At 31.6% G+C, this 15,213-nt stretch carries 16 protein-coding genes; 9 read left to right on the top strand and 7 right to left on the bottom strand.

What is annotated here, in order from left to right:
• Window positions 1-121: 121 nt before the first annotated feature.
• Window positions 122-901, bottom strand: a complete 780-nt coding sequence (locus tag ACH2BV_RS11635) for a DUF2490 domain-containing protein (protein ID WP_395050901.1) — start codon at window positions 899-901, stop codon at window positions 122-124.
• A 778-nt stretch (window positions 902-1,679) separates the two neighbouring features.
• On the opposite strand from ACH2BV_RS11635, the gene ACH2BV_RS11630 reads away from it, so the two are divergent.
• Both ACH2BV_RS11630 and ACH2BV_RS11625 read left to right on the top strand, forming a co-directional pair.
• Window positions 1,680-2,207, top strand: a complete 528-nt coding sequence (locus ACH2BV_RS11630; RefSeq protein WP_395050900.1) for a superoxide dismutase family protein — start codon at window positions 1,680-1,682, stop codon at window positions 2,205-2,207.
• A 115-nt stretch (window positions 2,208-2,322) separates the two neighbouring features.
• Window positions 2,323-3,537: an LETM1-related biofilm-associated protein gene (locus ACH2BV_RS11625; RefSeq protein WP_395050899.1), complete on the top strand. Its 1,215-nt coding sequence runs from the start codon at window positions 2,323-2,325 to the stop codon at window positions 3,535-3,537.
• Between the two features lie 70 nt (window positions 3,538-3,607).
• Here the strand turns inward: ACH2BV_RS11625 and can are convergent, their stop codons facing one another.
• Complete coding sequence (gene can / locus ACH2BV_RS11620; RefSeq protein WP_395050898.1) at window positions 3,608-4,243, bottom strand: carbonate dehydratase; 636 nt, start codon at window positions 4,241-4,243, stop codon at window positions 3,608-3,610.
• Between the two features lie 119 nt (window positions 4,244-4,362).
• Between can and ACH2BV_RS11615 the strand changes: the two genes are divergently transcribed.
• The gene (locus ACH2BV_RS11615) at window positions 4,363-5,304 is read left to right on the top strand and encodes a LysR substrate-binding domain-containing protein (protein ID WP_395050897.1); all 942 of its coding nucleotides are present in this window, start codon (window positions 4,363-4,365) and stop codon (window positions 5,302-5,304) included.
• Window positions 5,305-5,342: 38 nt separating this feature from the next.
• Here the strand turns inward: ACH2BV_RS11615 and ACH2BV_RS11610 are convergent, their stop codons facing one another.
• The 3 genes from ACH2BV_RS11610 to mnmD all read right to left on the bottom strand — a co-directional run bounded on the left by ACH2BV_RS11610 (window position 5,343) and on the right by mnmD (window position 6,783).
• Entirely contained in the window at window positions 5,343-5,540 is a 198-nt protein-coding gene (locus tag ACH2BV_RS11610) for a hypothetical protein (protein ID WP_395050896.1), read from the bottom strand.
• Window positions 5,541-5,782: 242 nt separating this feature from the next.
• Window positions 5,783-5,980: a hypothetical protein gene (locus tag ACH2BV_RS11605; protein WP_395050895.1), complete on the bottom strand. Its 198-nt coding sequence runs from the start codon at window positions 5,978-5,980 to the stop codon at window positions 5,783-5,785.
• A 140-nt stretch (window positions 5,981-6,120) separates the two neighbouring features.
• Complete coding sequence (gene mnmD / locus ACH2BV_RS11600; protein ID WP_395050894.1) at window positions 6,121-6,783, bottom strand: tRNA (5-methylaminomethyl-2-thiouridine)(34)-methyltransferase MnmD; 663 nt, start codon at window positions 6,781-6,783, stop codon at window positions 6,121-6,123.
• 274 nt (window positions 6,784-7,057) lie between these two features.
• Here mnmD and ACH2BV_RS11595 point away from each other — a divergent pair, with 274 nt between their 5' ends.
• The gene (locus tag ACH2BV_RS11595; protein WP_395050893.1) at window positions 7,058-8,125 is read left to right on the top strand and encodes a branched-chain amino acid aminotransferase; all 1,068 of its coding nucleotides are present in this window, start codon (window positions 7,058-7,060) and stop codon (window positions 8,123-8,125) included.
• A gap of 137 nt (window positions 8,126-8,262) precedes the next feature.
• Here the strand turns inward: ACH2BV_RS11595 and ACH2BV_RS11590 are convergent, their stop codons facing one another.
• Window positions 8,263-8,652, bottom strand: a complete 390-nt coding sequence (locus tag ACH2BV_RS11590; RefSeq protein WP_395050892.1) for a hypothetical protein — start codon at window positions 8,650-8,652, stop codon at window positions 8,263-8,265.
• Between the two features lie 342 nt (window positions 8,653-8,994).
• On the bottom strand, window positions 8,995-10,998 hold the full coding sequence (locus ACH2BV_RS11585) for a dihydrofolate reductase (RefSeq protein ID WP_395050902.1): 2,004 nt from the start codon (window positions 10,996-10,998) through the stop codon (window positions 8,995-8,997).
• A 331-nt stretch (window positions 10,999-11,329) separates the two neighbouring features.
• On the opposite strand from ACH2BV_RS11585, the gene ACH2BV_RS11580 reads away from it, so the two are divergent.
• The 5 genes from ACH2BV_RS11580 to ACH2BV_RS11560 all read left to right on the top strand — a co-directional run.
• Complete coding sequence (locus ACH2BV_RS11580) at window positions 11,330-12,439, top strand: GyrI-like domain-containing protein (protein ID WP_395050891.1); 1,110 nt, start codon at window positions 11,330-11,332, stop codon at window positions 12,437-12,439.
• Window positions 12,440-12,501: 62 nt separating this feature from the next.
• A complete protein-coding gene (locus ACH2BV_RS11575; protein WP_395050890.1) occupies window positions 12,502-13,044 on the top strand; it encodes an RNA polymerase sigma factor in 543 nt (180 codons plus the stop codon).
• Window positions 13,045-13,077: 33 nt separating this feature from the next.
• Window positions 13,078-13,494: a hypothetical protein gene (locus tag ACH2BV_RS11570; RefSeq protein ID WP_395050889.1), complete on the top strand. Its 417-nt coding sequence runs from the start codon at window positions 13,078-13,080 to the stop codon at window positions 13,492-13,494.
• A 5-nt stretch (window positions 13,495-13,499) separates the two neighbouring features.
• Complete coding sequence (locus ACH2BV_RS11565; RefSeq protein ID WP_395050888.1) at window positions 13,500-13,952, top strand: sensor of ECF-type sigma factor; 453 nt, start codon at window positions 13,500-13,502, stop codon at window positions 13,950-13,952.
• A gap of 227 nt (window positions 13,953-14,179) precedes the next feature.
• The coding region (locus ACH2BV_RS11560; protein WP_395050887.1) for a hypothetical protein at window positions 14,180-15,213 on the top strand (1,034 nt) is incomplete at its 3' end.

The following is a 15,213-nucleotide window of genomic DNA, read 5'->3' as shown; positions in this document are numbered from 1 at the left end:
ACAGCATTAACTTTGGTGCAATTCATCAATAAATTTATTTTTGAAAGACCAATAAACAATATTAAAACACAAATAATTTAATTGCACCCAACGGGTTAGATATAGTATTTACATATAAGTATTAATCGTGACCTGAAGCTCCAGGAACTGGTTGTACTGTAGATTTTTTAGATTTTAGACTGGTGTTAAGATAAAAAAACAATCTTAGTGTATGATTCATATCATACTGGTATCCCGTAATTCTTTGTTGATATACATTCATATAGCCAAAATCAAAACTCAATTTAGGATTTATGGATTGTTTTATTCCAACAAAAAAACGGTTTTGATCAAAAGTGTTATATACATTTTCTTTTCCAAACTGAATTAATAATTCATCCGAAACTACAAGTGAGGGTGCCGTTTTTTTCTTAAAAACAGGAATAGTAACACTAATCAAATACCGCACTCTATCCGTGAAACGATTTTCACCCGTTTCCGCATCATTGACAATTTTTTCCTGCCAACGTTGTTCGTTTCTCAACCTTTGAAGAATACTAACATTTCCTGATTTAGTGTTCATTTGAACTTGTTGATAAATTCTATTTTCATCCGAAAAAGTGCTCCAAGTAGGATTTTTTGGTGCCAACCACATATGAGCATAACCTCCAGTAAATGAAAATTTGGAATTCGGAATATAGGCAATACCACCTCTTAAAAAGAAAAAATTGTTGTCTTGAAAAAAATCATTGGTTCTAAGATGAACATCCGCAGCAATGCCCCAATGCTCGCTGAATTTGGTAACTGAATTGAGAGAAACCCAAGTTTGGGTTTGATGGGTAACTTCTTTTTGCTTGGGAGATTGTGCTAAAACAATTAGTGGGAACAGTAAAACTATAATCTTAAATAAATTTGTTTTCAATGGGTGGAAATCTAAATGAATAAATAAATTTTGAGTGCAAATTTACTCTATCAATCCGTTGGGGACAAAGATTTAGAATAAAAATCCGCAAATACGCATAATTTATTTTTATTCTATTTAGACTTTAAAGTTTAAAAAAACGGTCACCAAACCAGATTGCTCAGGAGATGACCGTTAGTTTTTAAAACTTTGGTTTTATTTATCGCCTGATCGTTTAGTTACAGCTTCCATCACACGATCGAGGTTAAATCACATAAATCAGGTTTTCACTCTAAATCGGCCTTTTATGTCGCATTTAAAAAACATACTGGGAATACTCCAAAGGAATTTATTGCTGCCTCTTCAGAAGAAATAACCCCAACTCAGCTTGATAAAGCAGCTAATTTAAAGAAGCATATAAGTAAAAAAAGAGTCACAATAACAGATCTAAAAGGCTAAATAACACATTCAACATCGACATATATAATTCAAAACAATCCTTTGTCAAAGTTCAAAACTTTGACAAAGGTTAATAATTATAGAAGCATAGAAAAAAGTAGGATTATATTTATAATTAAAAGACGATTCAAACGTCATATCAAAGCCCACTCAAAGCCCACCCAAAGCCCACTATAGTGCGTGAAAAGAGTATGAAAAATTCAACTGATTATTTACCATAAAAAAACACTTTGAAAATGATAAAAAGCATCAGTAAAGGTTCAAGTCAATTTTAAGATAACTTTAATTATTTATCTCGCATTAATGACTAATATTGTAATAAACAATTAATACCAATACTATGAAAAAAGTAATCTTCTCTATCGTGCTAATTATCGCCGTAATCATTGGATGCAAAACAAAAGGAAATTCTGGTGATTCTAAAAATTTAAGCATCACTTTTGAATCCAAAAGCAACAGTACCGTAACTGGAACTGCCACATTCACTGAAAAGAAAGGCAAAGTGACTTTTGTTGCTAAATTAGCCGGATTAAAACCGGGTATTCACGCCATTCATATTCACGAAAAATCAGATTGCACCGCTGCTGATGGAAGTTCTGCCGGAGGGCATTGGAATCCAACATTCAAAAAACACGGACAATGGAGAGTTGGCGAATACCACAGAGGCGATATTGGCAATTTCATAGCAGATGAAAAAGGAAACGGAACCATCACCTTAACTACTGATGAATGGAGCATTGGCGGAGAAGATGCCACTAAAAACATTCTTGGAAAAGGTTTAATTGTGCATCAGGGTGCTGATGATTTTGTTACACAACCCGCAGGAAATGCTGGAGCTAGAGTTGCTTGTTCCGCTATTATCAAATAAGAGAATAAAAAAATTCATACGAAACCGTCTTGTTTATAGAAACGAGACGGTTTTTTAATTTTAAAATAATACAAAAACCACAAAAAAACATAGCTTTGCAATTTAAAACAAAGCAATGATTAACCCATCAGCAACTGGCTGGATAGACAAATTTTTTCTGAAGCAAAAACAATCTTTGCTTCCTGCTGAGACGCATCCCCACCTGTTTTACAAAAAAGTCAGGGAAACAGGATTTATCTACGGTCACATTGTTTCTTTTGACACCGAAATTTCAATTGAAACAAAAGGTTGGCTTGAAAACGAGATTTCTAAAGTTGCCCTACTCAATACTTTGCATGGCATTTATAAACTAACGACTCAAGAAAGAAATCCCGATAACTTTGTTTTAAAAGTGGTGGCTTTCTACAACGAAATGAATCCTCAAGGGTTTAATTTGTTTAGAAAGGTATTACCTGGTAGTTCTCCTTCTCTAAACTTGGAAAAAATAATCGACAGTCGGGTTCAAACCAATATCGACATCATTAGCAAAAACTTTTCCCATATCGTGACCAATGCTTTGCTGTTTATAGATGTTTTGGCTTTTCGCCAATACTTAATTCACGGAGCAATTCCGGAAAAATACCTAAAAAAAATAGAAGAAGCCATCATCAGCATTGTTTCGCTGGCATTAAAAACCAAATCCAACAAGTCTAAATACGACGATTTGTTGATTAAACTATTTGAGTCATCCGTTCGTTATAGCAAATTTTCAAAAGTGAATGCGAAGTCCCAAAGTTTTGGTATAGATGAATTGAAATTGGATTATTTCACAAACGAATTAGAAAAACAATATCTTGTTGATATGGCAGGAATGGCTTTATGGAGTGACGGAATAATCGAAAAAAACGAAGCTTATTTTCTACATAAATTAGCCGAATTAATGGAAGTTCCTGATAATTTTGTTACAGAAAGCATCGAAAAAACAAATGAATTTATTACAAAATACAAGAATGAAATTCCTTATTTCAATTACTCCAATCCGGTCAAACATTTTTATGACCAGACTACACAAACCGTAATTAAACTCCTTACCCGCAACAAAAACAGATTAGTGAAGGAAATCCTTGAAAGTAAGGAATTGATGGTGTTATTGGCGTATTCTACCCGAAGAGATTTGAATGAAAAAGAAAAGAAGAAAGTACGAAAACAATTGTTGGACATATGCAAAACCATTCCATCTTTAGCAATATTTTTGTTTCCAGGTGGTAGTTTATTGCTTCCTATTTTTATCAAATTTATCCCAACACTCTTGCCCTCTTCTTTTAATGAAAATCTGGAGAACGAAGATTAATTTTATTAATATTGATAAATAAAAAACTGCCCGAAAGCAGTTTTAAAATCTTTAAATATATTTCGTCCCATTAAAACTTCAATTGATAGACTTCATCTAAATCTACATCGGAACTTATATTCACATCTAAGTCAGTTACAAATCCAGAATTCAATCCATACGCCCATCCATGAAGTGTTAAATCTTGCCCGTTTTTCCAGGCGGACTGAACGATAGATGTTTTAGCCAAATCAAATACCTGTTCCTTCACATTAACTTCAACAAAAGCATTAAAACGATCGGTTTTATCTTCAATAGAATCCAAATGAGCCTGATGCAAACGATAAATATCTTTGATATGACGAATCCAGTTATCAATTATACCAATCGACTGGTTATTCATGGCCGCCAATACTCCACCGCAACCATAATGCCCACAAACAATAACATGTTTAACCTTTAAAACATTGACTGCATAATCCAATACACTTAACATATTCATATCACTATGAATAACCATATTAGCAATATTTCGATGCACAAAAACATCACCTGGTTTAGCACCAACTATTTCATTAGCAGGAACCCTGCTATCCGAACAACCAATCCATAATAAAGGAGGCGTTTGTTGTTTAGCCAAATCTTGAAAAAAATTGGGATCAAGTGCTAAAGAATTTTCCACCCACTTTTTATTATTGTCTAATATTTTCTTGTAAAAATCGCTCATTGTTTAGTTCTTTTCTAAAGTAATCCAAAGATAGAATAAAAAAATTAACAAATTTATTTAAAAACAACCATAATTAAAAATTATAGTTTTTTATCTTTGCATCATAAAATACTATTTTAATGACAATTACACAATTACAATATGTTTTGGCTGTTGCCGAACACAGAAATTTCACGCTTGCCGCCGAAAAATGTTTCGTTACGCAACCCACACTGAGCATGCAAATTCAAAAAATTGAGGAAGAACTTAATATATTGATATTTGACCGAAGCAAAAAACCCATTCAACTTACAGCTATTGGTCAAAAAATAGTGGAACAGGCAAAAAATATAGTCAATGAAGCTGGCAAAATAAAAGATATTGTCGAATATCAAAAAGGATTTATAGGCGGTGAATTCCGTTTGGGAATAATTCCAACAATTATGCCTACACTTTTACCAATGTTCCTGAATAATTTTATCAAAAAATATCCAAAAATTAGACTCATCATCGAAGAGTTAAACACCGATGAAATTATTCTCCGTTTAAAAAACGGTCATCTTGATGCAGCTATTGCAGCAACACCTTTGGAGGACGAGAAAATTAAAGAAATAGTTCTTTATTATGAACCATTTGTAGCTTATGTCCCTGATAATTTCAGCATTTCACAAAAAAATGAAATAGAAGTTTCGGATTTAAATCTTGATGAAATTTTGCTTTTGCAGGATGGACATTGTTTTCGTGATGGAATTTTAAATTTATGTAAAAATCAGGATATTTCTACCAGAAATTCATTTCAGCTAGAAAGTGGCAGTTTTGAAACCTTGATAAAATTGGCTGACGAAGGATTGGGAACAACACTTCTTCCCTACTTACATACATTAGATTTAAAGGAAAAAGAAAAATCAAAATTAAGACAATTCAAAGAACCAAAACCAGCCCGAGAAGTAAGTCTGATTTATCCAAAAAGTGAACTAAAAATTCATATTATTGAGGCTCTTAGAAATACCATTTCAGGAGTTGTAAAAGGAGCGATTACTTTCCAGAATGTCCAAATCATAAGTCCGATCCAGAAGAAATAAAAAAAAGGATTCGTCGAAACGAATCCTTTTTATAATTACTAATTCACAATACTCAGATGTTGTTTAAGTTCAGGCCTTCCTTCAGTGAAGTGTTCCAGCCAGATTCTCAATTGTTCAATTTCGTAAGGCAATAAATTTTTATTTGCTTTTCTTAATTCCTTACGAAAAAGCGTAGGGTCGATACTCACTTTTTCAAGTACAATTTTCGTGTAATCATATATCATTCTGTAGGGCATAATAAAATAGATTAGGGGGGTTATCTTATATGAACATAGTATAAAGGTAGATTAAATAAACCATAACTTTTATAAAAATCAGTAAAAATATCCGATTAAGTACTAAAAAACACGTTTATTGACACATTTTATCATTTTACATAAGAATTATCATATATAAAATAAATTATCCGAAAAGGAAAGTAAATAGAATTGTCAGAATAATAATCATGAAAAAAAGAACCTTTTGGGTTCTTTCTTATTTAATTATTTACTATTAATAGGCATTGTTTTAATTCCGGTTTTTCGATTATAAAATTTAAAAGCCATTCTCGTAATAACTCCATTTCGTAGGGTAACAAAGCCTTTATTGCTTTTTCTAATTCTTTGCAAAAAAGTATGGGATCAAAACTGACTCTTTCGAGTACTGATTTGGTATAATCAAACATTACTTTAGACATATAATATTAAAGTTTAGGGTTAGATTCTGATTATTCGAGCATTGCAAAAAAATATTTTAGTTTATGAAATTGATACAATCCAATAACGTAAAATTACATTTTTTTATTGTCTCAAAAGTAATATTTATTTTAAAAAAAAATTAGTTTTTTCTTGCTCGAAACATTTCCCTTTTGCCTGGCGGTCCTTCGAGCTTTTCAACTTCAAAACCTACTTCTTTCATACTCCTTTTTACAACTCCTCGAGCCGCATATGTAACTAATATTCCATTTTGTTTTAGCGCATTGTACATTTTTTGAAAAATTGCCGTACTCCATAATTCGGGTTGAACGTTGTAACCAAAAGCATCAAAATAAATCAAGTCGAACTTTTCTATGTCATCAATGTCGGCAAAAAACTGCTTTCTTTTGGTTAACAAAAAATCTTGTCTCAAAATGATTTGTTCTTCCCAGTTGCATTCGTGCATTTTTTCGAAGATGGAACTTTCGTTTTTAGCATTTAATTCTGAAACATAATTCATAGACAGCACTTCATCGGCAGAAATCGGATAGGCTTCTACTCCATCATAATCTATAGTTTGATTTAGCTTTTTCGATTCCAAAAAAGTGATAAAGGCATTTAAACCCGTACCAAAACCTATTTCCAAAATAGAAATTGATTTACTTTCGAATAACGAAAGTCCCTTTTTTATAAAAACGTGTTGGGCTTCTTGAATGGCACCAAATTTAGAATGATAACATTCGTTCCAATCATTAAGTTGAATGGTTGTTGAACCGTCAGCAGTTTTTATTATTTCTCTTTTCAAAATAGTATGGAGGTTTTTTGCCTTAAACAAGCAATTGATTGCCAAATTTAATTAAATCCAATTTAGGTTTAACTATCAATAACTCCTATTTTTTAGTTATTCCATAAAAAAACTCTACATTTTTCATTTTTTTTAGAATATAAATAAATCTCAGTTAAATGCTATAATTAATGTTTTTTTGACAAGTAATTTGATGTTTTTTATTTAATTTTGCAAATACAAATTCGCATACCATCATCTTACTAAATACAATATCTTAATAGAATAACTAATTATGAGTGCAACACAAACAAACAAAATTGAAATAATAAAAGCCGCAACTTCAAAAATAAAAGATGTGGATTTTGATAATTTACATTTTGGCGAAGTTTTTACAGATCATTTTTTCGAGTGTGATTTTACTAATGGCGAATGGCAAAAATCAATCATCAAACCATATGCTCCATTTTTATTGGATCCTTCAGCAAAAGTTTTTCATTATGGTCAAGCAATTTTTGAAGGGATGAAGGCATATAAAGATGATAATGATGCCGTTTGGCTATTTAGACCTGATGAAAATTATCACCGTTTCAATAATTCTGCAACAAGAATGGCCATGCCTGAAGTTCCTGAAGAAATTTTTATGGAAGGACTGAAACAACTGTTGCAATTAGACGAAGCATGGATTAAAAAAGGAAAAGGAAACACAATGTACATCAGACCATTTATGATTGCTACCGGAACGGGAGTAATTGCAAATCCTTCAGATGATTATAAATTTATGATTCTTCTATCACCTGCAAAATCATACTATTCAGGTGAAGTAAAAGTGTTAATTGCGGAACATTTCAGTAGAGCCGCAAACGGTGGTATTGGTGCTGCAAAAGCAGCAGGAAATTATGCTGCACAATTTTACCCAACAAATTTAGCTAATAAAGCAGGTTTCCAACAAGTAATTTGGACCGATGACGCAACGCATACTAAATTGGAAGAAGCCGGAACAATGAATGTATTTTTTAGAATAAATGATACTTTATATACTGCTCCTGTCAGCGAAAGAATTCTTGATGGTGTGACTCGAAAAAGCTTAATTGATTTAGCGAAAAGAGAAAATATCAAAGTAGAAGTTCGTCCCGTTTTAGTTTCTGAAATTGTTGAAGGTGCCAAAAACGGTAGCTTGAAAGAAATTTTTGGAGCTGGAACTGCTGCTGTTGTGAACCCAATTATAGGATTTTCGTACCAAGATGTTTATTATGAATTGCCAAAAATAGAAAATTCAGTTGCATTACAACTGAAAGATAAATTAACAAACATCCAGCACAAACTCGCCGAAGATACTTTTGGTTGGACAGTTAAGGTTTAGTTTTCAAGTTGCAGATTTTAGATTGCAGGTTGGAATAATTAATTATAAATATTTAATGCAGTTTAAAGATGATTCATTTCATTTTTAAACTGCTTTTTTCTGCTATCTGCAACCTTTAGTCTGCGGTCTGAAATCTGCTATCTTCCTCCAAGTATTTTAGAGAAATCAGGTTTAAAATAATTAGGACCTTTCATTACTTTTCCATCTTCGCGATAAATAGGTTTTCCGTCTTCACCTAATTTACTCATATTAGAGCGTTGAATTTCGTCAAAAACTTCTTCAATTTTATGTTGCAACCCGTGTTCTATTATTGTTCCGCAAAGAATGTACATCATATCACCTAACGCATCGGCAATTTCTACCAAATCATTATTCTGAACGGCTTCAAGATATTCCTCGTTTTCTTCTTTCATCAAATTGTAACGAAGCATGTTTTTATTTTCGCCCAAATCGCCTATTGGGGTTTCGCTGTGACCAATGATAAATGCCGTATGAAATTCCTTAACTGCGTTGATTTGTTTTTGCATAATTTTATTTGATTAAATGAGGTGGCAAATTAGCATGTTTTCCTAAACTAATTCCTAAATTTGCTCAAAATATTTTAAACTATGTTTACTAAAGGTCAATTAGTGTTTGCAGGCTGTTTTTTTGTTGCTTTTGTTATCGCAATGATTTATGCCTATAGAAAAGATGCAAAGTTGCATAAAACTTTTTACAAAGGAAATTATAAGATTCTGATTGGGTTTATCCTTTTTATCATAATTTTATTTATTATAAAGATATTTTTTAAAAGGTAGAATTATTTAGTTTTTTCAATAAAAAAAGGATGTCCATCAAGACATCCTTTTCTTTATAAATCAACTATTTTTCTAATTTTCCAAAGGCAAAAAACCATAAGTTTTTGAATAGTTCAACATTTGTTCAGCAAATGATTTTGGCTGTGTTACTTTTATCGAAATAATATTTCCTTTTGCATCTAATTTAGAAACCAAAATTGGATTTACAAAACCGCTATATGGAGCCGAATTAAATTGTTTATTGCGTTCTAAAACTTCTGTATGTAGTTTTTGATCTACTTTCACACCAAAATTTTCAACCAAAGCTTTTCCAGCTTCATAATCTCCTTCGGATTTGATTCGTTGTATTTCACGCAATAATTGTCCAAACAAATCGTGTAATTTGTCATAGTCAGTGATATTGAAATAGGTTTTTCCGTTACGAGTTAATTTCTCGATTACATTGTCGGCTTTTCCTTTTTCGAAAACCCAAGCACTCACAAACTGACGGTTTCTCATATGTGCTTCTTCAATATTTGCTCCTGGTTCTAAACGAATAAGTTGTGTCATTAGACCATTTCGAATGTAGCTATCATAAGATTCCATTCCCAATTTTTTCCAATCGTCAACCAAACCAAGTTCCTGCAATTTTGGATTATAAACATAATACAATCCTACTAAATCAGCTCTTCCTTCTTCAAGAGTGGAAGCATAACTTTTCAAAGTTTCTTTTGGAGTTCCCACACCAGGATTTATTTGTCCTGAGGCATGACCAATCACTTCGTGCAAAGCAGTATGCATTTTATCTCCCAATTCAGCGTATTTTTCAGCCAAAGTAATTTCTTCAGCATCATTTGCAAATTCTTGCAATCTTCCTTTTCCACCGGCTTTATTATAGGCATCAATGATATTACCTAAAGAAACTGATTTCGAACCGTGTTCGGCACGAATCCAATCTGAGTTTGGTAGGTTTACACCAATAGGCGTTGCAGGGGAAGAATCTCCAGATTCACCGGCTACAACAACAGTTTTATAAGATACACCAACTACATTTTTCTTTTTATTTTCTGGAAGCAAAGGAGAATTATCTTCAAACCATTGGGCGTTTTTAGAAATCACCTCCATTTTTTTAGACATATCAAAATCTTTAATTTGAACGATGCTTTCATACGAACCTCTGTATCCTAATGGATCATTATATACTTCGATGAAGCTGTTAATGTAGTCAATATTTCCATCGGTAGCTTGTGACCAGGCGATGTTGTAATCATCCCAAGTTTTTAAACTTCCCGTTTTGTAATAACTAATAAGCAATCCAATAGCATCGCCTTGCTTTTTGTTTTCAGCAACACTTTGCGCTTTTCCTAACCAGTAAACGATTTTATCAATCGCAGTACCATACATTCCTTTGCTTTTCCATATTTTTTCTTCTAATTGTCCTTTTGAATTACGAACTAATTTAGAATTTAAACCATAAGAATAAGGTCTTTTAGCATCAGGGCTGGTTTTTTTAGCATAGAAATCTTCGACTTCTTTCGCTGTAATTCCTTTGCTATAAAAATTGATTGCTGAACCTTCTAACAATCCTTTTGATTCATCAAGATTTACTTTTTTAGCATCGGCATCATTAAATAGAACAGCTACAATTGCAGGTGCCAAGTTTGTTTTTGTGGCTTTCATTAAACCATTAAAGTAAGCTACAGAAAATGCTGGCTTAATTTTATCATTAGAATAATGATGGTGAATTCCACTGGCAAACCATACTCTTTTTATATAAATTTCAAAGTTTTTCCAATCTTGAGACGATTTGTCACCTTTATAGTTTACATAAATATTCTCGAGAGCTTTACGAATTTTTAAATTGTTTTTATAATGCTGATCCCAACCTATATCACGACCAGAATAGCCTGCTTGAGTCAAATAATACACTAATTTTTGTTCTTTTAGTGTTAGATTTTCCCAACCCGGAATTTGGTAACGCAATACTTTTATGTCGGCAAATTGCTCGACAACGTATTCAAATGGTGCTTTTTCGGTAGTTTTGGAATCAGAAACCTTTATTTGTGCGTTACAAATAAAAGAAAGTCCAACTGTCATAAAAATACCGGCAATTTTAAGTAATTTCATTATTAAAGATTTTTAATTGTTTTATAAATAATATTTTAACAAATATATGTATTCTTTAAACATAACACAAAAATTAACATTTATTTGGAACGAAATCAAACATCACACTAGTATTAATAGGTTTTGCTTTTCAATTATTTTGAATGCAACTTTCTGATATATCGTAATTTAAATTCAAACAATTATAACCATTATAATTAAAAGTATTAAAATTGTAAGAGAATAGTAATTTTATGCTTTTACGTCAGTTAAACGTATTGATAAAATTTCTAACTTTACAACAGAAATTAAACTGTTTATTATGAGAATTTTAAAGTACCTCTTTCTATTATTATTGCTTAGTTTAGTGGCATTATCCATTTTTGTTGCAACACAAAAAGGTAATTTTACTGTAGAAAGAAGTAAAATTATTAATTCGCCAAAATCATCCGTATATAATTACGTAAACGATTATAAAAATTGGAGAGATTGGAATTCATTGGCTACAGAAGATTCTCTCATAAACATAACATATTCAAAAAACACCATTGGTAAGGGCAGTTCATGTTCTTGGAATGGAAAACAAGGAGATGGCGATTTACAAACGACAAATATAAAAGAGAACGACAGCATCATTCAAACGATGAATTTTAATGGCAATTCTGCCGATGTTTCTATGAGTTTCAAAGATACTTTGGGTAAAACGAAAGTATCCTGGAAAGCAAAAGGGAAAATGGGTTTTCTCTTTAAAGTGTTAACGGCTTTTAATGGCGGAGCGGAGAAAATCTTTGGATCTGTGTTTGAAAAAAGTTTAATTAATTTAGACAAGAAACTAGATTATGAAATAAATACCTACTCCGTAAAAGTAAATGGTTTGGTAAACAACCCGGAAACTTTCTATTTGGCACAAACATTTACTAGTGAATTTTCAAAGGTTTCCAAAAATTCCGGAATCGTAATTTCTAAAATTACTACATTCTGTAAAAAAAACAATGTTACAATAAGCGGCAAGCCTTTTGTCATTTATCATACTTATAACACTACTAATGAACTAACTAAAATGTCGGTTTGTATTCCTATAAAAGATCCTATTTTCTTTATCGAAGGAAGCGATATTTCATCGGAGAAACTTCAATCATACCAAGCCGTAAAAACAACCTTGACGGGTGATTATTCCCATACCAAAAAGGCATTGGATAAAACATTGGAATATATTCGGGCAAATTATCTTAATGCAGATAAAGCAATTTCTCATATTGAAATATATTCAATTGGCAGAAATGAAATAAATAATCCTTCGAAATGGATAACCGAAATTTATTTTCCAATACGACAAAAAGCTGTGTCAAAACCAACAGTAGCAGCCCCTAAGCCCACTGAAGAAATTGCTCCGAAACCTAAAGTTGAGAAAGAAATTCCTTCTGAATTCTAATATTTATTAATTGTGATTAAACCTATTTGATAAATTCCATTCTAAACTGATAAATTATAGCTTTGCAAGAAGAAAAGGAATTCATTCAGGAATTATTAAACCCTATGACGCAAAATCAGGCGTTTGAAAAACTCTTGAAAGAATATCAAAAACCTTTATATAATCACATAAGAAATATGGTTATAGACCACGATGATGCTGATGATGTTTTACAAAATACATTTGTAAAAGTGTTCCAATATTTAAATAGATTTAAAGGGGAAAGCAAACTGTTTTCTTGGATGTATCGAATTGCCACCAATGAGGCTTTGACCTTTTTAAATCAAAAAGCAAAAAAAAATGGGATTTCATCAGAAGCATTGCAAAACAAAACTATCGATAATCTGAAAGCAGATGTCTATTTTGATGGAAATGAAATTCAAATAAAATTGCAAAAAGCAATTGTACTATTACCTGAAAAACAACAATTAATCTTCAAAATGAAATATTTTGAAGAACTGAAATACGAAGAAATATCAGAAATTTTGGGAACTTCAGTAGGAGCTTTAAAAGCATCTTATCATCACGCGGTAAAAAAAATAGAAGCTTTTGTTACTACAAATTAAACCTTATGACTTCAATTAAGTCTAACAAATAGTATGAAAACATTTAAACTAGAAAACGAACCAAAAATTAAAACTGGATTTTCGACTCCAGAGAATTACTTTGAGGATTTTTCCGCAAAAATGATGCGACAATTACCTAGAAAGGAACCAAAGATTATTTCGCTTTTTACTAGCAGAAAAACTTGGTTATATACTGCTGCTGCAGCTGTTATGGTTTTGGCATTGACTATTCCATTTTACAATTATTTTTACAGTAATTCGGCAGAAATTGATGATGTAACACTCGAAAATTATATCGCCTATCATTCTACAGTTTCAGATGAAGATTTAGTTAATCTTCTTGACGAAAAGGATATTCAAAAAATTAGTATTGACTTGAATATAGAAGATAAAGCGATAGAAAATGAACTTTCCGGAAACAAAAATTTAGAACAATATTTATTAAATTAATAAAAATGAAAACAAATAAACTACTACTTATTATTGTACTGTTACTTTCGGTTCACTCCTTTGCACAACCGCCTATGGGAGAGAAGAAAGAGCAAATCAAAGCGTTAAAAGTGGGTTTTATTACTAATGAATTATCATTGACACCAGATGAAGCTGCTAAATTTTGGCCTATTTACAATGCTTTTGATGACAAACAGTTTGAATTGAGACATCAAAAAATGAGAGCATTTAAGGATAGAATAGATGATGATTTAGACAAAATGAGCGATAAAGAAGCTTCTGCCCTTCTTGCCCAAATGGAAAGTAACGAAGATGATTTATACCAAATTAGGAAAAAATTTATTGCCAGCCTAAAAGGAATTTTACCTCCAGTAAAAATTATAAAATTGAAAAAGGCCGAAGACGATTTTAACAGAAAATTGCTTCAACAATATCGCGCCAAAGGTCCAAGAAGATAGTTTCCTGGTTTCTCACAATTCAACTACAAACCAAGAAATAGTTAAATCTGTTTCTTGGTTTTTTTATTTAAAATAATCCAAATCATTTTATTTTTATAATATTAAATAAGAAATAATCATCTGTTTTAAAGATACTTATAAGTTAATTTAAACACTACCTTTTACCCATATAATTTATTGGCACAGTAATTGGATAATCAAAATCAAATAACTTAATCTTATAAATTATGAAAACTCAACTACTAGTATTGGCCCTAATAACTTCAGTATTTACAACACAAATGCAAGGGCAAAATAGAACGACTGTAAATGCACTAAATTCTGAAAATGCACTAAATTCTGAAATCAGTGATAATTTAGATTTAAGAGTTGTTGCTTCAATCTTTGGAGATTCAAAAAACCTTCAGGATTTTGAAAGACGATTGAACGATCCAAAATTACAAATATCAAATTTAGATTTGAATAATGATGATCAGGTAGATTATTTACGCGTAATCGAATCAGTGGAGAATAGTACTCACGTCATTATTATACAATCTGTAATTGATCGTGATTTATATCAAGATGTCGCTACCATCGAAGTGGAAAAAGACAGAGACAATGATGTTCATATACAAGTAGTTGGTAACACTTATCTGTATGGTCAAAATTATATTTACGAACCTGAATATTATTATACACCACTAATTTATGCCTCATTTTGGATGTCTAATTATCGTCCTTATTATTCCGCTTGGTCTTGGAATTTTTATCCAAGCTTTTATTATGCCTGGAATCCGTTTCCTATTTTCAGATACCGTTATAATGTCAATAATTGTTTAAATACCTATTATAGTTATAACAATTACAATTATGTAAACTATAGAAGTAGCAATTATGCAGCTAACATATACAATTCAAGACGTTCTAATGGCTATGAAAGACAACATCCTGAATATTCATTTTCAAGAAGAAATTCTCAGGTAAACAATCGTCATGAATTAGACCAAATTAGGAATACAAGAAATGTTGGTTCTAGAAATGAAGTTGGATATTCTAACAACAGAGCCGGATCTCAAAGAGCTAACACTCCGCAAAGAAACGAATCACAAAGAGGTTATTCTCAAAACAGATCCGAATCTCAAAGAGCAAATACTCCGCAAAGAAACGATTCACAAAGAGGTTATTCTCAAAACAGAAACGAATATCCTAGAGTATCAGCGCCACAGAGAACAGAATCGCAAAGAGATTATTCTCAAAACAGAAACGAATATCCTAGAGT

The sequence above is a fragment of the Flavobacterium sp. genome (assembly GCF_043780635.1).
GTDB lineage: Bacteria > Bacteroidota > Bacteroidia > Flavobacteriales > Flavobacteriaceae > Flavobacterium.
Note: the sequence above shows the minus strand (reverse complement) of the source record. Positions and strands in the feature narration are given on the sequence as shown.

Excerpts from the sequence above, each read along its gene's own strand:
- ACH2BV_RS11630 (WP_395050900.1), top strand. The coding sequence starts at position 1,680 with ATGAAAAAAGTAATCTTCTCTATCGTGCTAATTATCGCCGTAATCATT.
- ACH2BV_RS11625 (WP_395050899.1), top strand. The coding sequence starts at position 2,323 with ATGATTAACCCATCAGCAACTGGCTGGATAGACAAATTTTTTCTGAAG.
- can (WP_395050898.1), bottom strand. The coding sequence starts at position 4,243 with ATGAGCGATTTTTACAAGAAAATATTAGACAATAATAAAAAGTGGGTG.
- ACH2BV_RS11615 (WP_395050897.1), top strand. The coding sequence starts at position 4,363 with ATGACAATTACACAATTACAATATGTTTTGGCTGTTGCCGAACACAGA.
- ACH2BV_RS11610 (WP_395050896.1), bottom strand. The coding sequence starts at position 5,540 with ATGCCCTACAGAATGATATATGATTACACGAAAATTGTACTTGAAAAA.
- ACH2BV_RS11605 (WP_395050895.1), bottom strand. The coding sequence starts at position 5,980 with ATGTCTAAAGTAATGTTTGATTATACCAAATCAGTACTCGAAAGAGTC.
- ACH2BV_RS11595 (WP_395050893.1), top strand. The coding sequence starts at position 7,058 with ATGAGTGCAACACAAACAAACAAAATTGAAATAATAAAAGCCGCAACT.
- ACH2BV_RS11590 (WP_395050892.1), bottom strand. The coding sequence starts at position 8,652 with ATGCAAAAACAAATCAACGCAGTTAAGGAATTTCATACGGCATTTATC.
- ACH2BV_RS11585 (WP_395050902.1), bottom strand. The coding sequence starts at position 10,998 with ATGACAGTTGGACTTTCTTTTATTTGTAACGCACAAATAAAGGTTTCT.
- ACH2BV_RS11580 (WP_395050891.1), top strand. The coding sequence starts at position 11,330 with ATGAGAATTTTAAAGTACCTCTTTCTATTATTATTGCTTAGTTTAGTG.
- ACH2BV_RS11570 (WP_395050889.1), top strand. The coding sequence starts at position 13,078 with ATGAAAACATTTAAACTAGAAAACGAACCAAAAATTAAAACTGGATTT.
- ACH2BV_RS11565 (WP_395050888.1), top strand. The coding sequence starts at position 13,500 with ATGAAAACAAATAAACTACTACTTATTATTGTACTGTTACTTTCGGTT.